Annotated in this window: 6 protein-coding genes; all 6 read right to left on the bottom strand. The window is 45.7% G+C overall.

Annotated features, from left to right (window positions below; translation table 11 throughout):
* The coding region (locus tag AC3DOM_RS15770; protein WP_487919998.1) for a carboxyl transferase domain-containing protein at positions 1-390 on the bottom strand (390 nt) is incomplete at its 3' end.
* Positions 387-815, bottom strand: a complete 429-nt coding sequence (locus AC3DOM_RS15765) for a hypothetical protein (protein ID WP_487919997.1) — start codon at positions 813-815, stop codon at positions 387-389. The genes AC3DOM_RS15765 and AC3DOM_RS15770, both read right to left, overlap by 4 nt.
* Positions 802-1,197: a hypothetical protein gene (locus tag AC3DOM_RS15760; protein WP_487919996.1), complete on the bottom strand. Its 396-nt coding sequence runs from the start codon at positions 1,195-1,197 to the stop codon at positions 802-804. Before AC3DOM_RS15760 ends, AC3DOM_RS15765 begins: the two co-directional genes overlap by 14 nt.
* A gap of 2 nt (positions 1,198-1,199) precedes the next feature.
* Complete coding sequence (locus tag AC3DOM_RS15755) at positions 1,200-2,315, bottom strand: hypothetical protein (protein WP_487919995.1); 1,116 nt, start codon at positions 2,313-2,315, stop codon at positions 1,200-1,202.
* A 17-nt stretch (positions 2,316-2,332) separates the two neighbouring features.
* Positions 2,333-3,490 carry a hypothetical protein gene (locus tag AC3DOM_RS15750; RefSeq protein WP_487919994.1) on the bottom strand — a complete coding sequence of 386 codons (1,158 nt, stop codon included), beginning with the start codon at positions 3,488-3,490 and terminating at the stop codon, positions 2,333-2,335.
* A gap of 11 nt (positions 3,491-3,501) precedes the next feature.
* Positions 3,502-4,808: hypothetical protein (locus AC3DOM_RS15745; RefSeq protein ID WP_487919993.1), on the bottom strand; the 1,307-nt coding region annotated here is incomplete at its 5' end.

The following is a 4,808-nucleotide window of genomic DNA, read 5'->3' as shown; positions in this document are numbered from 1 at the left end:
TGAATCATTTAAACCAATAACGGGCGCGCCATTTTTCATCGCCATATCCATCAGCTTGACGATCTTTTCTGCGTGAACTTCCCCCAGGCTGCCTCCTAAAACAGTGAAATCCTGAGAAAAAACGTACACCAGCCTTTCGTCAATCGTCCCCCACCCTGTGACCACACTATCTGCCATAAATTTTTTCTCGTCCAAACCAAAATCAGATGTACGGTGGACAACAAACGGGTCAAGCTCGCGGAACGACCCTTTATCAAGCAGGAGGTCCAGGCGTTCACGAGCAGTTAGCCGGCCCTTTTTGTGTTGAACCTCAATGCGAGCATTGCCGCCCCCAACACGGGTTTGGGCTTTCATCTCTCGTAGATGTTGAATTTTCGGATTATCGGTCATTGCACTCTCTTTGTCTGAAAATATTTTCGACTGCCGGGAAGAATCAATATAATAGCAGTTGAAGTCAGGAAAAAAATAGTAACGCTCAAGGAAAAAGAAAGGTTCTTGCGCGCTACCTCAGAATGATAGATCAATTGATCAATCCAATAATAGGTACTATATAAAATTGCCATACTCAATGCAATCTGACGTGCCCACCTCGAGCCAAACCAGAGGCCTAGGAAAACGATCAGCCAACCAAGTGCCCATATCAGCCCTGTGACAGCGATATAGATGGGTCCAGGGCGTTCCATGAAGCTAACGATCCTATCCCATTCAGCAACGGCAGACCCAAAGCGGACTGCATTGAACATCGTAAGGATTAACACGCCCCATGCAAGCAAGGTTACGGGAATTGGGCGACGTATCTCGTCATTTTTCATCATATCGAGAAACCAGAAGGCCCGCAGAAATCAACGGAGGGAGTAAAATGAGTAGCCCCCACATCAGGGGAGGAAAAAAATCCAGGTGTAAAGGAGCGGAAAGAAAGATCACGCCAAACAACCCAGTCAACGCACCGAGAAAAGCCCGGGAAAATGCACTGGGCGGGTGTGGCCTAAAATGGAGCATAAATGCTCCCGCCCCCACGCCAAGACCATAGCCATAGATCAGGCCTGACAAAAGGTTAGGAATTTCGCTCCATCCTGTAGGATCATTATTGCGGGCTGAGAGAATACCAATTGAGCCACCAATTAACGCTCCAAGAAGACCGCCCAGAAAGCTGTAGAGAACTGTTTTTCCATACCGTGCCACTATTATTTTTGGCATCATTATTGAATACGAATCAGTCGCGAATATGTACGCGCAATTATTTCTTCACGCAGGGCCACCAATTCCGGGAATTGATAAAAGAATAATATTTTGTCCTCTGCAATTGTGTTTCCAGCCGGTTTTGACGAAATAATGAAAAAAGCCCACGATTCCGCGATATCTTCCTCGGGATTTGTGACCGCATAATCCGTTAGAAACTCATCCTCATAGTCAAAATAAAAATCATCCAATGCATCATAATATTGATCGTCATCTTCAATATATTGAATCTCAGACCATTCATCGAAAATTTCTTCCCAAAATTCTAGGTAAAATTCGTAAAGATAAGCCGATCTCTTGGCACAACCTTCTCCGGGGAAATAGGTCGAGCAACTATCTTCGGCATCAGAATAAGCATCCTCGTCATCAGGGTTGTAGTATAGATACTCATCAATATCCACTTGACCGCCCCCAAGGGTAAGTAAGTGACCGTATTCATGGATCAGGGTAAAAGTCAATTCCTGAAGATCGTCCGTATCAGCAATATCAACACTCAGCATCCACAGCACCGGGTCCTCAGGTGATTGTTCCACTGCGGCCAATGTCCCACCCAGGCCATCTGTCATAATAATATAATTTGTCAACAAGCTGCGCGATTCAGCCGGGATCATGCCAGTGTAATAATCCCAAATAAATTCCTGTGTTTGGCTATCATCCTGAAAAGATTCCAGATCACTGCTGACATCAAAATAATCTGGCGAATAAATATCATCACCATCTATTGTGTAAGTCACCAGGACAACCTCGTTATCAAGTAATTCTTCGTTATCATCACCACCAGATTCTATTACACCCTCCATCAGGGCAATGAAATGCGGCGTGGCGCTGCCATCATTGCGATAACAAAGGCCTTCGCCAGGATGATAAGACTCGCCTTCCAGGCACGCTTCCATCTGTCCTTCTGCATTGAATAGGTCCGGATCTTCCTCTGGTTGGATGGATGTCCGCGGCTCGCTCTCCGGGAAACTTGGTTCCGGCATATCATCGTCGGGGGAGCCCAGCACTGTGCTACAGGCAAGCGTGGCGGCTGCCAATGTCATTATAATAACTTTAAGTTGCCAGGGCGTTTTTTTCACTTCAATACCTCTACTATTTACGGCACGGGAACTATTGGCGGCTTTTCAGGACGAAAAGCTGTTCCTCCACATTTCCAATTCCAATCAGCAATAATAATATTTTCTACACGTTCATTCGGCGTAACTTCAACCACCCTGAGCGGTTGCCCGCATGATGGGTTTTGACCTGTATACCCAGCAGTAACATAGGGTTCTCCACCAACACCTCGTGCGTACGCAACCACCTCATACCGTCCTGGCGGGATGGTCATCTGATAGTTTGGATGCCCGGTCAACAATGTTTGGATATACCAATAGGTGCTATCATCAAGATTGAAAAAGGTTACCACAACGGGCATACCCTGGGGATTGGAAACCGGATCGGTTAAATAAGGCGGCGACGTGCTCATATCTACCTTGCCGGAAATCACCCCTGGTGTTTTATCTGTCAATTCTGGCGTAGAAGTGGGGACAACCATTGGTGCTGGCAGTGCCTGTGGATCTCTACTGATATGGGGGCGAATGAGCAAGAACCAGTTATTTTTAGCTGAGCCTTTTTCACGCATAACAAGCATCAATTCAACTGTTTGGCCAGCAAGGGAACTTAGATCAACTGACAGCTCCTCTAGACTATCTCCGGCCTGATGCGTCCAGGACCAATCGGTATCTGTGTAGTTACCGTTCTGGTCGAAGTATTCCAATGCTAACTCCGCATTACAAGAAGAATCTCCGTGGCATGCGAGAGTCGCTTGAAAGAAATCTCCAGGATAAATTGTCAATGGAGGATAGCGACCAAAAAGCCCAATACCATTTCCATCTCCCTGGCCGGGGAGCATGGAAATCAATGGGGCTTCTACAGATACCATCCCTTCGGCAACAGCATGGTCAGAATATTCGACATAGCCTCGCTCTATTTCATCCAGATGTCCCGGGCACGGAAGGTGATAGGCATTGTTTGACCATTTTGCGCTACATGTCAGGGCGACGAAATCGAGTGCAACCGTTTCAGGAGCTGGCAGTGAAAATGCTATTGGTGTCGGCGTCGGAGCTATCTCTGTTGGAGTGGGGGCTGATGTATTTGCAGGCAGAGGTACTATTGTCGCACTGGGCTCGACGGCCGGGGGCATATTACATGAGGGTAAAAATATGATCGTGAATATAAAAACGCTCAAATGAAAATAAACTCTTCTTCTCAACCTGTTTTCTCCTAAGGTAAAGTTTTTTTTATCCGGAAAAACTCGATCACCGCTTTTTTATTGTATTCAGCTATCGGCTCTCCCAATCGTCCTTCAAATTCGCCTCTATAAGGAATATCTTCCAGTAAGACTGGATTTACAAACACATAATCCAGTCCCATCTCGGACAGAAAATCCCCACCTCGTCCTGACTTGTGGGCCTGAAAGTATTCATAACTATTGATTAATCCATCCATATTAACGATAGTGCGATCAGCGATAAAGTAGCCCAGATTTCCACCACCAGTCATCCCGATCAGAGAACCAGATTCTGTGTTTTCTTCAACTACTGCAAGGATTTCCATATATTGATGTCCACTGTGTTCAACACCATAAGGCATCAGATTTGCGGTTCGGAGATAGAAAATTCGCCCCCAAAGAATGATCAATAGAACGGCCCCAACCCAAGATATGTAATGGATTAAGGGATGAATCTGACGAATGGCTCGGAAAAATATATCAAGCAGAAGGGCTGCAAGTAATAAGGTAAAAATGATCTGGCTAACCCAGTACCATTCTTTGGCAGCAGAGTAGCCCATCGCATTATAAGAGAGGACCTGGACCACCGATCCAACAAATAATGGAAGCAGTCCAAATTTCACGCTCGCTCGAATTGTCCGCCCGGAATTTATGATTAATATAATCAGAATGGCGATGACTAATATGAGATATAACTGCCAGTAAGCGGCATCTTTATCTGAGAATCCCACCAAACGAACAAGAGTATCCCTTACCCCTGCAACAAATTTTGTCGCTAATCCCCAGGCATTGAAATCAGAATTAGCGCTTGTATCAAGCCCGAAGAAAGTATAAATCCGCTTGGCAGGGCCACCGTATACGCGCCCAGACAAGCTGCCCCACCATCGTTTGATCTGTCCGCTAACGGGAGAGGAAACACCAAAGACCAGCTTGTTGAAGAGCATGTAGATAGCCAATGCTCCCCCCACAATGCCATAATAAACAGTCCCCTCGGTGAGCCATGCCTTCCAGTTTTCCCGAAAAAGCTGTACTGGCGAAAGAGAATTTCGTTTTTCTTTTCCTGAAAGGTAACGAACACAATAACGGGTAAACCCTACCCAGAGGAGGAGAATACCCCAGTAAAGAAGCATTACACTGCGAGGAATACTCTCAATTAGGTTTAGCTTTCCAAGAACAAAGAATAAGGCAAAAATAATACCGGTTGAAAATGAAACGGCAAGCACAATCCGCTTTAGCAAAGTTTTATTATCTACACCTTGGGGATGTTGGTACAACCCTGAGAAATAATTAATTGGCAATA

This window comes from Candidatus Desulfolinea nitratireducens, assembly GCF_982879505.1.
Note: the sequence above shows the minus strand (reverse complement) of the source record. Positions and strands in the feature narration are given on the sequence as shown.